We start from the raw sequence: 16,525 nt of genomic DNA, 5'->3' as shown, positions 1-16,525 counted from the left end.
CGGTGGAGTCTCCGTGAGGCACTGAGGTTCGGGCGCTCGTTGATGGTCATTTCCTCCCCAGGTCCCACTGCGAACGCCAGTCCCAGTGCCTCACGGCCCGCCGAATTCCACAGGTTCAAGGCAGCGCCCGCCGGTCGGCGGGCGCTTCGCCGTTGCCGGCGAGGACCCGCGAGCGACACAGAGAGAGCAGTATCACCGGGATGGTCCAGGCGGTGTTGTGCAACCGTTACGGAACTCTCAATCAACCCTGCTTGTGATCGCTTCGACGACTGCTTTAGCGTGGGCCGCAGCATTTCGTTCGCGCCCCCGTACTGAAGTCAGGTTTCCGCTGTGACCTCCCAGCCCAAGCACGCCCCTTCGCGACGGCTCTGGCCTTTCCTCGCCGTGCCGGCGATCGCCGTGCTCATCGCGGCCGTCATCTACGTCGTCGACCTCTCCGGTGACGACGACGGCTCCGGCGGTTCCGCCGATGGGACCCTGCCCGGCTCCCAGGAGTCCGTCGAGGACGACTCCTCGATGCAGCTTTCGGACGAGGAGCTCCATGCGGCCGCGCAGGCGCGGCTCCAGTCCGACCTCGACGCCGCCGTCAGCGAGTACGTGGCGGGCCTCGAGGACGAGAACTTCTACGCCTCGGTCGCCGTCGACGACGCCGAGTTCCAGCTCGCGTACGAGGGCGAGGTGCAGCACGACACGGCCTCGATCGTGAAGGTCGAGATCCTCACGATGGTGCTGGAGGAGTACGGGACGCTCGACGAGGTCCCGGACTGGCTGCTCGACAGCGCCGAGGCGATGATCAAGGACTCGTCCAACGACGCGACGAACGACATGCTGTACGGCGGCACGTTCGGCGACGGGCACGACGCGATCCGGCAGGCGCACATCGACTACGGGCTCGAGAATACGAACCCGAACGAGACCGAGCAGTGGGGCAAGACCCAGACCACCGCCGTCGACCAGCTGCGGATGCTGGAGCTCGCGCTGTACGAGGACGTGCTCGACGCCGAGCAGGTCGAGTACGCGCGCTCGCTCATGGGCGACCTGGCGGAGTCGCAGCAGTGGGGCGTCTCGGCCGCGGCGGCCGAGGGCGAGACGGTGTGGATGAAGAACGGCTGGGACACGCGCGACGCGATGGGCGGCGAGTGGGTGGTGAACTCGATCGGCGTGATCAACGGCGAGACCGAGGAGCCCATCAAGATCGCGATCCTCACCGGCGGCTCGGCCTCGGACGGCGAGGGCATCGAGCGGGTCGAGGAGCTCGCGAAGATCATCCGCGAGATCGTCGACACCGACCCGAGCGCGTAGGCCCCCGCGGGCTCCTCCGCACGTAGGCCTGCGGGCGGGCTCACAGGCTCGGCACGCAGGCCCGCCGGCGGACTCACCGGCTTGGCATGCAGGCCTGCGGGGGCCGCCGCTCGGGAGGCGAGGTTCGCAGCGAGCCCGACCTCGGGCGCGGCGCCCAGAGGGCGCCATCGCCCGCAAGCCGGTTCGCGGGCCGGTACTCACGCTTTCGGGTGACACCATCGCCGCGGGCCCCGGTTCTTGTCGGACCCGGGCGGGATGTTTGCGGTGGACCCTTCGTTCCCCTCCAGTGGTGGGTGGGGGTTTGTGGACGGGGTGCTGCGGGCCTTACCCTCGCGGGATGAGCGATCTGATCTCCGCGTTGACCGGAGCCGGGCTCGAGCCCGTCACGGATGCCGACGTCCTCGCCTCGCATTCGGTGGACCACGCGGCGCTCGTGCCGCCCGGCCGGGCGGTCGCGCTCATCCGGGCGCGGTCGACCGAGGAGGTCAGCGCCGCGCTGCGCGTCGCCGCCGAGTTCGGCACCCCCGTGGTGCCGCAGGGGGCCCGCACCGGACTCGCCGGCGCCGCCACCGCCGTCGACGGCGCGATCCTCCTCGACGTCTCACCGATGGACCGCATCCTCTCGATCGACCCCGTGAACCGCCTCGCGGTCTGCCAGCCCGGCGTCCTCAACGCCGCGATCACCGGCGCCGCAAGCGAATTCGGTCTCCGCTACAGCCCCGACCCGGGCTCGTGGCAGATCTCCACGATCGGAGGGAACATCGCCACCGCCGCCGGCGGCATGTGCTGCGTCAAGTACGGGACCACCCCGGAGTACGTGCTCGGCCTCGAAGTCGTACTCGCCTCCGGCGAGGTCATGCGCTGCGGCCGCGAGACCGCCAAGGGCGTCGCCGGGTACGACCTGGTGCGGCTCTTCTGCGGTTCCGAAGGGACCCTTGGGATCATCACCGAGGCCACGGTGAAGCTCTCACCCGTCCCGGCCGGGCGGCTCACCCTCGCGGCGGTCTTCGCGACCACCGCCGACGCCGGCCGCGCCGTCACCGCGATCATGGCCTCCGGTCATCAGCCGAGTCTGCTCGAACTCATCGACAACGTGCACCTGCGGGCCCTGGAAGACCTGCGCCCCATGGGTTTGCCGACCGATGCCGCGGCGATGCTGCTCGTGGCCGCCGACGCGAACCCGACCGAGGAGCTCGCCGCGATCGAGCTGCTCTGCAGTGCATCCGGTGCCTCCGAGGTGTACCGGGCCACCGATGCCGAAGAGGCGGACGCCCTGCTCGAATCGCGGCGCAGCGCGTATCACGCGATGGAGCGGCTGGGCACGGTCCTGGTCGACGACATCGCGGTGCCGCGCTCGCGCCTGGCCGAAGCGCTCGACGGCGTGCAGGCCGCCGCGTCACGGCACGGCGTGGTCATCGGCGTCATCGCCCATGCGGGAGACGGGAACCTGCACCCCAACATCATCGTCCACCCCGAGGATCCAGCCTCGCTCGAAGCCGGGCGGGCCGCGTTCGACGAGATCCTCGAGATGGCACTCGCCATGGGCGGCACCATCACCGGTGAACACGGCGTGGGAATGCTCAAACGCGATTGGCTCGCAAAGGAACTCGACCCGGTGAATCTCGCCGTGCAGCGGCGGATCAAAAACGCGCTCGACCCGCTCGGCATCCTCAACCCCGGTAAAGTCCTAGCAGGTTGAGCGGCTCGGACTCACGTTTCCCGTGCAGCCGATACGGTTTCGTGTCGTTCCTGTTACACGTTAATGGGGCCGCAGCGCTTGCCCATTCGCTGCGGCCCCGATAAAGTGGAGGAGCTCCACTTTTCATTGGCACCAGTAGGGCTGTGCCCGATTGCCCTTACTGGTTTTGTGCCCCCGGATTGTTCCGTGCCTCCCGGAAGACTGCCCATGTCCGTCCGTTTGGCTTGTCGGCGTGACCGGAACACTCATTACTATGAGGACCGTCTCTGGGCGTGGCCTGTGTTGAGCCTGAGAAGAACCTGGGAAACGATGTCAAACCGTTACTCGGGGACCTCGAAACCCGCGAGTTTGTCCAGCTCAGCCGTGATGTCAGGGCGCTGAGCCACAGCTTCGCCATCGATCTGGGTGATGAAGGCCACACCTCGTACGGAGGAGCTCAGCCACGCCGCCTCGGCATTCTTCAAGTCCCCCACCGAGATCAGCTTCTCGACCGTCTTCAGCCCCGCCTTCGGAGCCTGCTCCAGCAGATACGCGCTCGTCGTGCCCGGCAGGATCCCCGTCGAGGTCGGCGTCGTGCAGAGCGTGTCGCCCTCGAGCCACAGCAGCGACGAGGTCGGGCCCTCCAGGGCGAAGCCGTCGGCCGAGACCCACAGGGCGTCATCGGCTCCCTGGGTCTTCGCCCAGCGGGTCACCGCCATCATCGACGCGTACGACAGGGCTTTGACGCCGCCTAGAAGCCACGGGGCTTCACCCCGCGCATCGGCATTCACCCCCAAGGTCGCCGTGGCGATCTTCAGGCCGTCCCGGCGCGGCAGGATGCGCTCGCGCGGAACGGGGTCCACCGTCGCGTAGACAGTGGGCGGGCCGCCGTGCTCGCGGCCGCGGGTGGCGACCAGGCGCAGCGCGCCCTCGCCGTCGGCCCGCTCGCGCCAGGCCTCCAGGGCCTGCTCGGCGAGCTCGGCCATCTCCGCCTTCGCGGGCAGCTCGAACTCCATGCGGCGCGCCGAGTTCGCCATCCGGTCGAGGTGCTCCGAAAGCAGGAACGCCTGACCGGCGCGGACGTTGATGGTCTCGAAGACGCCGTCGCCCCGGAGGACTCCGAGGTCGTCGGCGCACAGGAGCGGCGCGTCGGAGTCGACGACGCCGCGGTGCAGTACTGCGGTCACTAGTGCCATGAGCTCATTCTGCTCCTCGGCGGGGCGGGGCCGCCGCCGCGAGGCCGTGTCGGTCCCGGCGACGCCACTCCGCAGCCGCTTCGGCCGTCGGTGGATCCCCGTCCACAAACCCCCACCCACCACTGGAGGGGAACGAAGGGTCCGCCGCAAACATCCCGCCCGGGTCCGACAAAAACCGGCCCCCGCGGCGCCCTTGTCACCCGAACGTGTTTCCGCGCGGGCGCAGTACGATGCACTTATGCCCACCGAAGCCGAGGCGGAGACCGAACTGGCCGCGGTGCTGCGCGCCAAGGGGCTGCGCATGACCGCTCAGCGCCAGCTCGTCCTGGAAGCCGTCCGCGCGCTCGGGCACGCGACCCCCGAGCAGATCCACGAGCGCATCCGCGGCCAGGTCGAAGGTGTGAACATCACCACCGTCTACCGCACCCTCGACCTGCTCGAAGAGCTCCAGCTCGTCTCGCACACCCACCTCTCCCACGGCGCCCCGACGTACCATCTGTCAGGCGACCGCGGCCACGCCCACCTCGTGTGCCACCGCTGCGGCCGGATCACCGAAGTCGACCCTGCCCTGTTCGCGAACGCGCGCGAGGAAGTCGCCGACGCCAGCGGGTTCGTCATGGACATCGGCCACGTCGCCGTGTTCGGGACCTGCGCCGAATGCCTGGAGAAGGAACGATGACCGAGACGACCCCGTCCCCGCTGCTCAGCCTTCCCGGCGCCGTCGCCAACGCCGGCGGTCGCACCGCCTGGCACTACGGCGGCCCGCTCACCGAGCAGCGCAAGGCGATGGAGACCGCCGCGATCTTCGACCGCTCCGACCGCGACATCATCACGGTCACCGGGTCGGCGCGCCTCGAATGGCTCCATTCGCTCAGCACCCAGCAGCTCACCAACCTCAATCCCCACGAGGGCACCGAGGCGCTCATCCTCTCGCCGACAGGACGCGTCGAACACCACGCGAACCTCTACGACGACGGCCAGACCACCTGGCTCGACACCGAGCCCGGCCGCGGCGAAGCGCTCCTGAAGTACCTGCAGCTCATGAAGTTCCGCACCGAGGTCGACGTCGCGGACGCCTCCGGCGAGTGGGCCATGTTCACCTACACCCACCCCGGCCCCGACCACAGCGTGGACGGCGACACCCCGGTGGTGCAGCCGATCCCGGTCGCCAAGTTCGTGTCGAAGGACATTCTCAAGGTCCCCACCTCCGTCTACCCGGGCCGCGCGCACGGCGACACCGCAGGATGGAGCCGCCGCACCGACGCCCTCGGCGTCTACACCGTCGACGTGCTCGTCAGCCGCGAGCAGTTCGAAGCCGAATCGAAGGACGCCGATCCCGGCAAGTACGCCGGCACCTGGGCCTGGGACGCCCTCCGAGTCGCGGCCGGCTTGCCCGCCTTCGGAATCGACACCGACGAGAAGACCGTCCCGCACGAGGTGCACCACTGGCTCGCCGCCGCCGTGCACCTCGACAAGGGCTGCTACCGCGGCCAGGAGACCGTCGCCAAGGTCCACCACCTCGGCCAGCCGCCCCGCCGCCTCGTCATGCTCCACCTCGACGGCACCGACGAGCACCCGCCCGCCCACGGCACCCCGATCACCATGGGCGACAAGCAGGTCGGCACCATCGGCACCGCCGTGCAGCACTACGAACTCGGCCAGATCGCGCTCGCCATGCTCAAGCGGAACGTCGCCGACGACACTGACGCGCGTCTCATCGTGGGCGATCAGGCAGCGCGCCAGTGACACTGCGGTTAACCTCGCGGTATGAGTGCTTCCTACCGCGGCGGCGAACCCGTCGCCGAGATCGTCCGGTCCGGATTCGCCGAGAGCCTCCACCGAGGCAGCGTCGCCGTCACCGACCCGTCCGGGAACCTCCTCGCCTCGATCGGCGACACCGGTTCCGCGGTCTTCCCCCGCTCCTCCAACAAGCCGATGCAGGCCCTCGCCATGCTCCGCGCCGGCTGGGCCCCCGGCACCGAGGCCGACCTCGCCATCGCCTCCGCCAGCCACCGCGGCGAGCCGTTCCACCTCGCCCAGGTCGCCTCCGTGCTCGGCGGCGCCGGACTCGGCGAGGACCACCTCCAATGCCCGGCCGACCTGCCGAGCGACCCGACCGCCCGCAACGCGGTCATCACCGAAGGCGGGGAAACCCGCCGCGTCTACATGAACTGCTCCGGCAAGCACGCCGGGATGCTCGCGGCCTGCGCCGCGAACGAATGGGACCTCGCCACCTACCGCGACCCCGAGCACCCGCTCCAGCGGCTCGTGATCGCCACCGTCCAAGAGCTCACCGGCGACACGGTCGAGTCGATCGGCGTCGACGGCTGCGGCGCGCCCGTCCTCGCCGTCTCCCTCGCCGGGATCGCGCGCGCCTTCTCCCGCCTCGTCGGAGCCCCCGCCGGCACCGACGAACGCCGCGTCGCGGATGCCATGCGCGCCAACCCGAAGCTCATCGACGGCACCCGCGGCCCCGACCACCGCATGATGACCGCCCTCCCCGGCCTGCTCGCCAAGGGCGGCGCCGAAGGCGTCCACGTGCTCGCCGCCCCCGGCGTCGGCGCGGTCGCCGTCAAGATCGACGACGGCGCGGGCCGGGCCTCCACGCCCGTCGCCCTCCGCGCCCTCACCGCCATCGCCGGGCTCGAGATCCCCCGAGAGGCCAAGCCCGAGGTGGACGCGCTCATGTGGCCGGAAGTGTTCGGCGGCGACCAACCGGTCGGGCGCCTGCGCACCCTCCTGTGAGTGGCCTGCAACTCAACCGGGGCAATACCCCGTTGAACACCCAGGTCCGGGCACGGTAGTATCGTCGCGTTGCAAGTACCAACACTCGCGCGAGTGGCGGAATGGCAGACGCGCTGGCTTCAGGTGCCAGTGTCCGTAAGGACGTGGGGGTTCAAGTCCCCCCTCGCGCACCGACAGGGCCCGGAGGTTTCGACCTCCGGGCCTTTCGCTTCCTTCAAGGCCGGCGCGAGCGGGAACACCCCGCGAACCTTCCGCGTTAGGCTCGGGAAGAGGTACCGGATCAGCATCGAGACGTTTGGGGCCACACCGAACCATGAGTGAAGCGAACAGCAAGCCGGAGCAGGGCGGCTACGAGGAGCGCGATTCGGAGGACCAGCCGTTCATCGTCGACGCCGACGGCAACCCGGTGAAGACCGATGCCGACGCCCCGGACGTGGACGGCGAGGACCGCTACGAGTCCGACCCGACCAAGCTCGTTCCCGAACCCGCCAAGGTCATGCGCGTCGGCTCGATGATCAAGCAGCTCCTCGAAGAGGTCCGCGCCGCCGACCTCGACGCCAAGGGACGCCAGCGCCTGCGCGACATCCACGCCCGCTCGATCGCCGAGCTCGAGTCCGGGCTGGCGCCGGAGCTGCGCGACGAGCTGGAGCGGCTGTCGCTGCCGTTCAGCGCCGACGAGATCCCGACCGAGGCCGAGCTGCGGATCGCGCAGGCCCAGCTCGTGGGCTGGCTGGAGGGCCTGTTCCACGGCATCCAGGCCGCGCTGGTGGCGCAGCAGATGGCGGCGCGCCTGCAGCTGGACCAGATGCGTTCGGGCGAGTTGAAGGCCCTGCCCGCGGGTGAGGACCTTCCGCCGCAGCTCCGGGCCGTGATGGCGGAGCGGGCGGCGCGCGGTGACGATCGCGACCACCACCCTGGTCAGTACCTGTAGGGCTGCCTCATGCCTTAGACTCGGGCCTGCCTTCCCGGCGGGTCCGGCCGCGCCCGCGGCGGGGGCCAGTGTGGTTCGAGGGTTTCGCCCCGTGCGTTCCGCGAGCCATAATTGGTAGCCACGGCGAAGCCCGCGAGCCGTTAATTTGCGCGGCCCCGACGTTTCCCGCGGTCGGGGTGAGACCACTGGAGAGCTGAACACGGTGCTGTACAAGACGTTGCAATGGACGGCCGCGCCGACCATCAAGCTCATCTACAGGCCTTGGATCGACGGGAAAGAGAACATCCCGGAGGACGGTCCGGTCATCCTGGCGTCCAACCACCTCTCCGTGGCCGACCACTATTTCCTGGGTCTGACCACCAAGCGGCACATCGCGACGATGGCGAAGATCGAGTACTTCACGGGTGCGGGCCTGAAGGGCAAGCTGATCTCGTCGACGGTGAAGGCGCTGGGCCAGGTGGCCGTGGACCGCTCGGGCGGTCGCAAGAGCGCCGCTTCCCTGGAGCCGTCGCTCGAGGTGCTCGAGGAGGGCCGGGTGTTCGCGATCTTCCCTGAGGGCACGCGCTCCCCTGACGGGCGGCTGTACCGGGGCAAGCCGGGGGTGGCGCGGTTGGCGCTCACGTCGGGGGCGCCGGTGATCCCGGTGGGGTTGATCGGGACGGAGAAGGTGCTGCCGATCGGCGAGTCGCGGCCGCGGGTGGCGCCGGTGGGCGTGCGTGTGGGCAAGCCGCTCGATTTCACGCGGTACAAGGGCATGGAGAACGACCGGGTGGTGATCCGGGCCGTCACCGACGAGGTGATGGACGCGATCCGCCGGTTGACGGGCCAGGAGTACGTCGACAAGTACGCCAAGCGGAACGGTTCGGGCGCCGAGTCCTCGGACTGACGGCCGCGGCTCAGCCGCCGGTGGTGGCGGTGCCGGTGGGCGTCGCGGTGCCGGTGGCGGACCCTGTTGGTGTCGCGGTGCCCGTGGGGGTGCCGCTCGGGGTGCCGCCGGGCGGGGTGGTCGCGCCGAGGGGCGGGGTCGCGGTTCCCGTTGGGAGCCCGGGGGTTTCGCCGGTCGGCGCGGGAGCGGTCGGGAGGCCTTCGACGTCGCTGATGGTGACGCCCCAGATCTCGACGGGAACGGGCGGCGTGCCGTCGTATTCCACGGTCTCGGTGAGGGCCGCGATCTGGTCGAGCACTTCGTAGCCGTCGACGATGCCGCCGATGACGCTGACGCCGGGGGTGGGGACGGCCGCGCCGCGGATGAGCGCGAAGGAGCTGCCCGCCCGGCCCTGCTCGTCGGTGATGAGGGCGAGGACGTCGGAGACGTCGTTGCCGGCCATGCCGGTCTCGGCCTGGAAGCGCCAGCCCGGTCCGTGCGACTCCTCGGTCTCGGGATCGGTGCCGGGGCTGCCGCAGCGGAGGATCGCGGTCGGGGCGACGGTCTGCGTGGTGATCCGGTCGCATTCGTGCGAGGCGTAGAACGCGGTCTGCGAGAGGTGCGTGAAGGCCTGGACGCCGCAGGGGGCGAGGTCGCCCCAGAGGAGCACGACGATCTCGCCGTAGTTGGTCTGGACGGTGGCGAGGGAGCGTTCGGCGGGGGTGCCCGGTTCCATCGGGTCGGCGCCCTGCCCGGCGTCGTCGGCTTGGGTGACGCTGCACTGCTCGGCGATGACCTCGCCGGTCTCCCCGGCCTCGCCGCCGCCGTCGCGGAAGGCGAGCCAGGCGACCGCGGCGATCGAGCCGGCGGTGAGGACGACCGCGCCGAGTCCGGCGAGTCCGCGCTTCCAGCTGCCGGTGCCCTCGCGCTGCCACGGGGCCGTACCGCGGTAGGGATTCGACGCTACGGGTTCGTGCTCGGTCTCGCTTCGGTCGCGGCGGGGGTCCATGTCTGTGAATCGTACGGTGCCTCGTCTCGAGCGAGGTAGGCGTATCCGACGCAGATCAGACCGTAGGAAAGCGCTACGCCGACGAGGGTGCCGGGCGCGTAGCCGTTCTCGGGGACGACGAACGCGGCCGCGAAGAGGCCGGCGAGATAGCCGACGTTGTAGACGGTGTCGTTGACGCTGAAGACGCGCCCGCGGTAGGCGTCCTCGACGCCGCGCTGGATGCTCGTGTCCACAGTGATCTTCAGGCCCTGGGAGGCGACGTTCACCAGGAGGACCGCGACGGCGAACATGACCGGCTTCATCGTGCCCGAGAGCGAGGCGGCGACGACCGCGCACAGCGCCATGAGCACGACGATCCAGTTCTTGGGCCCCCAGACGCGGGTCGCGCGCGGGGTGGCGATCGCCGCCGCGAGGACGCCGACGTTGCCGAGGACGGCGAGGACCAGCAGCCACGAGATCGTGGTGGTGCGGGTCGGGTCCGACTCCACGTCCCAGAAGAAGCCCATGAACAGGGCGATCGCGATGATGAACACGATCCCGTACAGGAACCGGTGCAGGCCCTGCACGGCCATGGCGAGGGCGGGTCCTCTGCGGCGGCCGAGGTGCTTGAACCCCTCCCACATGCCCGAGCTGGTCTGGGCGATACCGCGCCACAGGCCCGTCGGCGCGTCCTCGTCCACGGGCGGGCCGAGGTCGGGGCGGCGGAACGAGGCCCCCACGATGCACGCCGAGGCGAGGTACCCGACCCCGGCGGCCAGCGCGAGCATCGAGTAGGACACCCCGGAGTCGAGGAGTTTCGCGATGCCGGTGGTGGCCAGGCCGAGGCCGTAGGCGAGCGCGCCGAGGGTGGAGGCGAGGGAGTTGGCGGTGACGAGGTCTTTGGCGGGGACGACCTGGGGGTGGGCGGCGCCGAGTCCGGCGAGCACGAACCGGTTGGCGGCGAGCACGATCATGGCGCACAGCACCCAGGACCAGTTGAAGCCGCCGGGGAGGGTCAGGCAGATGACGATCATGAGCGCGGCCCGGGCGAGGTTCGCGCCGCCGATGAGGTTGCGGCGGCTGAACCGGTCGAGGACGGTGCCGACGTAGGGTCCGAGCAGGGAGTACGGGCCGAGGAGGATCGCGACGGCGGCGGCGTACCGGAACGGGTCGCTCGCTTCGCCGAGGGCGGGGTTGAAGAAGACGGAGAGCGCGAGGGAGGCCTGGAACATGCCGTCGGCCGCTTGGGACGTCAGCCGCACCGCCAGCAGGTGCCTGAATCGGCGGTTGCTCGCGAGGTTCCGAACGTGGCCGTCGGTGCGCATTGTCCGAGGATAACTCCGGTGAATGCCAAGGGGGACCCCGATTTGCATACGGAGTCCCCCTTGGGAGTGTGTAGGGCTTACAGGCCCGCGATGAAGTTCTCGACGGAGATGCGAGCTTCTTCGTCGGAGAACTGCTTGGCCGGCGACTTCATGAAGTAGCTGGAGGCCGATTCGACCGGGCCGCCGTGGCCGCGGTCGAGGGCGATCTTCGCCGCGCGGACGGCGTCGATGATGACGCCCGCGGAGTTCGGCGAGTCCCACACTTCGAGCTTGAGCTCCGCGTTGAGGGGCACGTCGCCGAAGGTGGTGCCCTCCAGGCGGATGTACGCCCACTTGCGGTCGGTCAGCCACGGGACGTGGTCCGACGGGCCGATGTGCACGTCGGCGCCGAGCATCTCGTGCGGGATCTGCGAGGTCACGGCCTGGGTCTTGGAGATCTTCTTGCTCTTGAGGCGGCTGCGCTCGAGCATGTTCATGAAGTCCATGTTGCCGCCGAAGTTCAGCTGGTACGTGCGGTCGAGGCGCACGCCGCGGTCTTCGAACAGCTTCGCCAGCACGCGGTGCACGATGGTGGCGCCGACCTGCGACTTGATGTCGTCGCCGACGATCGGGATGCCCGCGTCGGTGAACTTCTGGGCCCATTCGGGGTCGGAGGCGATGAACACGGGGAGGGCGTTCACGAACGCGGCGCCCGCGTCGATCGCGGCCTGCGCGTAGAACTTCGCGGCCTTCTCGCTGCCCACGGGCAGGTAGCAGACCACGACGTCCGTCTTCGCCGCTTTGAGCGCGGCGACGACGTCGACCGGCTCGTCGGTGGACTCGGTGACCATCTCGGTGTAGTACTCGCCCAAGCCGTCGTGGGTCGGGCCCCGCAGCACCGGGACGCCGGTCGGAGGCACGTCGGCGAACTTGATGGTGTTGTTCTCCGACGCGAAGATCGCGCTTGCCAGGTCCTGGCCGACCTTCTTGGCGTCGACGTCGAATGCGGCGACGAACTCGATGTCGTTCACGTGGTAGTCGCCGAACTGGACGTGCATGAGGCCCGGCACCCGGTCCTCGGGCTTGGCGTCGCGGTAGTACTCGACGCCTTGGACCAGCGAATTGGCGCAGTTGCCCACGCCGACAATGGCTACGCGCAGCTTACCCATCGCGCATGCCTCCTTTGCCTTGTTTATTTGGGTCTCCGGCGCTCGCAGCCGGATCGGGTGTTCCCTGTTCCGTGGCGGCCTGGGGCCGTCCCGGTTCGGCGAAGGGCTCGCCGAAGTCGTCGTGCCGCTCGGGGCGGCGGCTCTCCTCGGAGGCGATGAGCTCGTTGAGCCACCGCACCTCCCGCTCGGCGGTCTCCAGCCCGTGCCGCTGGAGTTCGAGCCCGTAGGCGTCGAGCCGCTCGGCGGTGCGGGCGAGGGCCTCGCGGATGCGCTCGCGGCGCTCCTCGACGCGGCGGCGGCGGGCCTCGAGGATCCGCAGGCGCGTGGCCGGGTCGGTGCGGGAGAAGAACGCGAAGTGGACCCCGAACAGCGCCTCGTCGGCCGATTCGGGACCGGCCTCGGCCATGAGCTGAGCGAAGTGCTCCTTGCCTTCGGGTGTGAGCCGGTAGACCTTGCGGGCCCGGCGGCCGGTGAGCAGCGGGGTCTCTGGCGCACCCTCTCCTGGGGCCTCTTCGGCGATGAGCCCGCGCATGCGCATGCGCTTGAGGGTGGGGTAGAGGGAGCCGTAGCTGAACGCGGCCCGGATCGCCCCGAGCAGGGCGAGCAGCCGTTTGCGCAGTTCGTAGCCGTGCATGGGGGTCTCGTGCAGGAGTCCCAGGATGGCCAGCTCGAGCATCGCGTCCCTCCTCTCACACGGCGATCTAACGCGTTGATGTATCGCTCCGATACATCAGCGTTAACCATAGCGGCAGGCGCAAATCACGTCAAGGCACGTGTCCGCGCCCTGTTCAGAGGGCTTGTCATCCGATAGGCTGGCCCACCAAGCGATCTAGCAGAGTTCTCTCAATTTCGATGTGCGAAACTGCGAGACGACCGGCCACCCCATGCCGGGAGTAGACCTTTGCGACCGCCGGTCCGCCGGGCGCGTTCCCCTCGGGACGCCGCGCGCCAGGTGCACCGGGCCGACCGGCAGAACCCGGAATATGGCTGGGTTACACAGCACGTGGATGGTTGAGCATGAGCGACTACGGTTATCGTCCCGCCCCGCCCCCCGAGGACGGCAGGCCCCAGGGCCAAGGCGGACGACCGGACGGCCGCGCCTACGGCAGCGGCGGTTCCGGGGACCGCCAGGGCGACTACGGCTGGGGCGGTTCGCAGCAGGGCGGCCACGGCCAGGCCCCGCGTCCGCGCCAGCAGCCGTACGGCACGCCCGCCTCGGGCAGCGCCTCGGTCGGCCGCGGCTCGGTCCCGCCCGGGCGCGGCTCCGCTTCCGTGGGCGGCCGCCCCACCGGTTCGGCCTCCGTCGGCGGCGGCGCCACCGGCAGCGCCTCGGTCGGCGGCCCCGGCCGCACGGGACGCGCGAGCGTCGGCTCCGCGTCCGTGGGCTCCGCTTCAGTCGGTTCCGCTTCAGTGGGATCGGCATCGGTCGGTTCCGCCTCGGTCCGGCCCGTCAGCCCCGCGGGTCCCGGCGAGCGCACCGGCCGCGCCAGCGTCACCGGCACCCGCCGCGCCGGCCCGGGGAGCAAGAGCGACCTCGAAGGCGGCAAGAAGAAGCGCAAGCGCCTCGGCCGCAAGATGCTCGCCGTGGTGATCGCCCTCGGCATCCTCGGCGTCGCCTCCATCACCATCGTGGGCGCCTACTTCTTCCAGACGACGCCGACGCTGACCGGCCTCGCCCGCGACGGCGAGTCCTCCTCCTTCTATCTCGTCGACGGTGAGACCCAGGTCGGCGCGTACGGCGACACCCTCCGCATGCAGGCCAAGGAGGGCGACATCCCCGTGACGGTCACCGACGCGCTGGTGGCGCTGGAGGACCGCAAGTTCTGGGAGCACGGCGGCGTCGACTACGTCCGCACCGCGGGCGCGCTCGTCAACAACCTCACCGGCGGCGACATGCAGGGCGCCTCGACGATCACCCAGCAGTACGCGGGCATCTACCTCGACGCGCGCGACGAGATCTCCTACGACCGCAAGGCCCGCGAAGCGGCCCTGGCGATGAAGATGGAGAGCGAGTACAGCAAGAAGCAGATCATCACCGCCTACCTCAACGCGGCTTACTTCGGCCGCGGCGCGTACGGCATCGAGGCGGCGGCGAAGAACTACTTCAACGTCCCGCTCAAGGAACTCGACTACGACCAGGCCGCTTTCATCGTCATGCAGGTCAAGTCCCCCAACGGCTACTACGACCCGTACTTCACCGAGTACTTCGACGAAGAGGCCTCCAAGGCCCGCTGGAGCTACACGATGGACGCCCTCGTGGAGACCGGCCAGATCTCGCAGGAAAAGCGCGACGGCTACGAGTACCCGACTCCCGCCCCCGAGTTCAAGGCGGGTTCGTGGGGCGGCGACACCCCCCTCGGCTTCCTCATCAACGAGCAGGACGGGTACGTCTTCGACGAACTCTACGAGCGCTACGGGATCACCAAGGACGAGCTGGGCGGCAAGGACGGCGAGAACGGCGGCTACAAGGTCGAGCTCACCATCGACAATCAGATCCAGGACGCGCTCGTGACGACCGGCTCACGCGGTGACGTCGTGCTGAAGCAGGCCGAGGACGGCACCTACCTCGACGCCGACGACAAACCCGTCGAGTCCGCCGACCAGGCGGCGCCCGAACTGACCGAGGACGGCTACGCCCAGTTCGAGAACTCCAACGATGAAGCCGCGCTGAAGGAATACAAGGAGTACATGATGTCGGCCATGGTCGCCATCGATCCTGAGACCGGCGCGGTCCGCGGCTACTACGGCGGCGACGACGGCTTCGGCGTCGACAAGGCCGGCGCCGAGTCCCCGCACCCGCCGTCCTCGACCATGAAGATGATCACCGCGGCGACGGCCATCGAGAACGGCACCTCCATCGAGTCGTGGTTCAACGCCGGCTCGCCCCGGGAGTTCGAGTCGCTGAAGCTCGACGACAGCGAAGAGTGCATCGGCGGCGGCGACTACCCGGAGTGCACGCTGCGCAACGGCAGCCAGGCCGACCCGGATCTCGAGCTCGAGCTCACCGACGCGGTCCGCGACTCCAAGAACACGCCGATGTACGCCATCGCCGAGGAGTACGGGGCCGACTCGATCCTGCAGTACGCCGCCAAGATGGGGCTCACCCAGATGAGCCAGACCCGGTCGCTCCCGGACGACAACGGCGAATACCACGACGTCGTGATCAACTACTCGATCACCGGCGGCGACACGCCGATGTACTCGCTGCACGGCAAGGCCGTCGACGCCGAGGGCAACCCCGTCGTCAACGCCTCGGGCAACTGGAACGACTGGGCGGACATCCAGGTCGACGAGAACTGCAACCCGGAGATCAACCTCAAGGGCGAGTTCATCGAGAGCACCTCCGAGGAGCCGGTCGCGTGCGAGGTCGGCCAGAACGGCGAGACCGACCCGTTCTACTACCACCTCTCGTTCGGCCAGTACCCGACCAGCGTCCGCGACATGGCGGCCATGTACGCCACCATCGCGAACGACGGCTACTACCACGAAACCCACTACGTCGAGGCGGTCTACAACAACGACGGCCAGAAGATCGAACCGAAGCGGGAGCTCAACGAGGGCCAGGCCATCGACGCCAAGACCGCCCAGGACCTGCAGTGGGTCGGCTCGGAGATCAAGGGCGAGAGCACGGTCGGCGAGGACCTCGAACGCGACTACTTCGGCAAGACCGGTACCTGGGAAGCCACGGGCGAGGACGAGGACGGCAACAAATACGAATCCGGCTGGAACGCCCACGCCTGGTACGTCGGTGCGATCAAGCAGCTGGCGATCGCCTCCTGGGTCGGCAACCTCACCTCGGAGTCGGACCCGATCGCCGGTCCCGACGGCAGCTTCGACGGCGTGTTCGGCGGCAACACCGCCTATCCGGTGTGGCTGGACGCGATGAACCGCATCATCGACGCCAAGGACGGCGATGAAGCCTGGGAGCCGGTCGACTGGGAGGGCAAGGCGCTCAACGGCTCCGCGCAGACCTGGGACATCGAGAACGCCGGCATCAACCCGGCGGGCGAGTACTGCGCCGCGAACCCCGAGGACACCGCCTGCGGTACGCCGGAGGAAGAAGAGGACGAGGAAGCCTGCGAGGACGGCGACAACGGCGGCGGGAACAACCAGGAATGCGAGACCACGCCTGGCGAAGGTGAGACGACGACCACCGATCCCACCGACGAGAACAGCGAGTCCGGTGAAACCTGCCTCCCCTTCCAGAACTGCCAAGACGAGGAGACCACCACCCCGGAGGAGGGGGCTTCCACCACTCCGGAAGAAGGCGACAACGGCAACGGCAACGGTTGACCCGCGGTTAACGCGGCGAACCGCCGATAGCGCCGGGACGGCGGCATGGGCCAC

Annotated in this window: 13 protein-coding genes and 1 tRNA gene; 9 read left to right on the top strand and 5 right to left on the bottom strand. The window is 69.4% G+C overall.

The features are described 5' to 3' along the window. Nucleotides 1-330 precede the first annotated feature (330 nt). The gene (locus O1R50_RS16685; protein ID WP_270111251.1) at nucleotides 331-1,302 is read left to right on the top strand and encodes a serine hydrolase; all 972 of its coding nucleotides are present in this window, start codon (nucleotides 331-333) and stop codon (nucleotides 1,300-1,302) included. A gap of 337 nt (nucleotides 1,303-1,639) precedes the next feature. After that, complete coding sequence (locus O1R50_RS16680; protein WP_270111250.1) at nucleotides 1,640-3,001, top strand: FAD-binding oxidoreductase; 1,362 nt, start codon at nucleotides 1,640-1,642, stop codon at nucleotides 2,999-3,001. A 320-nt stretch (nucleotides 3,002-3,321) separates the two neighbouring features. Here the strand turns inward: O1R50_RS16680 and O1R50_RS16675 are convergent, their stop codons facing one another. Further along, entirely contained in the window at nucleotides 3,322-4,176 is an 855-nt protein-coding gene (locus O1R50_RS16675; protein ID WP_270111249.1) for an aminotransferase class IV, read from the bottom strand. Between the two features lie 238 nt (nucleotides 4,177-4,414). Between O1R50_RS16675 and O1R50_RS16670 the strand changes: the two genes are divergently transcribed. The 6 genes from O1R50_RS16670 (at nucleotide 4,415) to O1R50_RS16645 (ending at nucleotide 8,738) form a co-directional block, all read left to right on the top strand. Further along, nucleotides 4,415-4,855: a Fur family transcriptional regulator gene (locus tag O1R50_RS16670; protein ID WP_270111248.1), complete on the top strand. Its 441-nt coding sequence runs from the start codon at nucleotides 4,415-4,417 to the stop codon at nucleotides 4,853-4,855. Continuing rightward, nucleotides 4,852-5,922, top strand: a complete 1,071-nt coding sequence (gene ygfZ / locus O1R50_RS16665; protein ID WP_270111246.1) for a CAF17-like 4Fe-4S cluster assembly/insertion protein YgfZ — start codon at nucleotides 4,852-4,854, stop codon at nucleotides 5,920-5,922. The genes O1R50_RS16670 and ygfZ overlap by 4 nt, the downstream gene beginning before the upstream one ends. A gap of 21 nt (nucleotides 5,923-5,943) precedes the next feature. Then, nucleotides 5,944-6,921: an asparaginase gene (locus tag O1R50_RS16660; RefSeq protein WP_270111245.1), complete on the top strand. Its 978-nt coding sequence runs from the start codon at nucleotides 5,944-5,946 to the stop codon at nucleotides 6,919-6,921. Nucleotides 6,922-7,008: 87 nt separating this feature from the next. Beyond that, nucleotides 7,009-7,091, top strand: a tRNA-Leu gene (locus O1R50_RS16655). A gap of 143 nt (nucleotides 7,092-7,234) precedes the next feature. Next, a complete protein-coding gene (locus tag O1R50_RS16650) occupies nucleotides 7,235-7,852 on the top strand; it encodes a bacterial proteasome activator family protein (RefSeq protein ID WP_270111244.1) in 618 nt (205 codons plus the stop codon). A 145-nt stretch (nucleotides 7,853-7,997) separates the two neighbouring features. Continuing rightward, nucleotides 7,998-8,738 (top strand): lysophospholipid acyltransferase family protein, encoded by a 741-nt coding sequence (locus O1R50_RS16645; protein WP_270111243.1) that lies wholly within the window; start codon nucleotides 7,998-8,000, stop codon nucleotides 8,736-8,738. 10 nt (nucleotides 8,739-8,748) lie between these two features. Here the strand turns inward: O1R50_RS16645 and O1R50_RS16640 are convergent, their stop codons facing one another. From O1R50_RS16640 to O1R50_RS16625, 4 genes are all read right to left on the bottom strand, one after another. After that, nucleotides 8,749-9,726: a peptidylprolyl isomerase gene (locus tag O1R50_RS16640; RefSeq protein ID WP_270111242.1), complete on the bottom strand. Its 978-nt coding sequence runs from the start codon at nucleotides 9,724-9,726 to the stop codon at nucleotides 8,749-8,751. Further along, nucleotides 9,681-11,030 carry an MFS transporter gene (locus tag O1R50_RS16635; protein WP_270111241.1) on the bottom strand — a complete coding sequence of 450 codons (1,350 nt, stop codon included), beginning with the start codon at nucleotides 11,028-11,030 and terminating at the stop codon, nucleotides 9,681-9,683. Before O1R50_RS16635 ends, O1R50_RS16640 begins: the two co-directional genes overlap by 46 nt. Nucleotides 11,031-11,107: 77 nt before the next feature. Beyond that, nucleotides 11,108-12,178 (bottom strand): inositol-3-phosphate synthase, encoded by a 1,071-nt coding sequence (locus O1R50_RS16630; protein WP_270111240.1) that lies wholly within the window; start codon nucleotides 12,176-12,178, stop codon nucleotides 11,108-11,110. Beyond that, nucleotides 12,171-12,854 (bottom strand): PadR family transcriptional regulator, encoded by a 684-nt coding sequence (locus tag O1R50_RS16625; protein ID WP_270111239.1) that lies wholly within the window; start codon nucleotides 12,852-12,854, stop codon nucleotides 12,171-12,173. The genes O1R50_RS16630 and O1R50_RS16625 overlap by 8 nt, the downstream gene beginning before the upstream one ends. A gap of 341 nt (nucleotides 12,855-13,195) precedes the next feature. Here O1R50_RS16625 and O1R50_RS16620 point away from each other — a divergent pair, with 341 nt between their 5' ends. Further along, nucleotides 13,196-16,471, top strand: a complete 3,276-nt coding sequence (locus O1R50_RS16620; protein WP_270111238.1) for a transglycosylase domain-containing protein — start codon at nucleotides 13,196-13,198, stop codon at nucleotides 16,469-16,471. Nucleotides 16,472-16,525: the final 54 nt, after the last annotated feature.

This window comes from Glycomyces luteolus, from assembly GCF_027622875.1.
GTDB lineage: Bacteria > Actinomycetota > Actinomycetes > Mycobacteriales > Micromonosporaceae > Glycomyces > Glycomyces luteolus.
This window is presented reverse-complemented; position numbering and strand designations above follow the sequence as displayed.